The sequence below is a fragment of the Burkholderia sp. SIMBA_051 genome (genome assembly GCF_046534915.1).
GTDB lineage: Bacteria > Pseudomonadota > Gammaproteobacteria > Burkholderiales > Burkholderiaceae > Burkholderia > Burkholderia ambifaria.
In genome coordinates, this window is record NZ_JAWRXS010001002.1 from 1 (window position 1) to 230 (window position 230).

1 pseudogene is annotated in these 230 nt (G+C 67.4%); it reads right to left on the minus strand.

The features are described 5' to 3' along the window. Positions 1 to 230 (minus strand): annotated as a pseudogene (locus SB771_RS37500) (EscD/YscD/HrpQ family type III secretion system inner membrane ring protein); the annotation flags it as partial.

Genomic DNA, 230 nt, shown 5'->3' on the forward strand with positions numbered 1-230 from the left:
CGATGGACACGACGCTCGGCCCCTGCTTCATCCTCGCGCCTTCGAAATAGCGGCTGCCGTCCACGGTTTCGATGTAGCGCTGATCGCCGTCGCCCGCGAACACCGTGACGATTTCCGGAATGCCCGCCGTGCCGCCGAGCATGCCCGCGCGCAGCGGCGGGCGCGGATCGTCGTAGCGCACGTGATCGACGACTTCGAGCGCGGGGCGCGCGTCTTTCATGTAGTTCTGG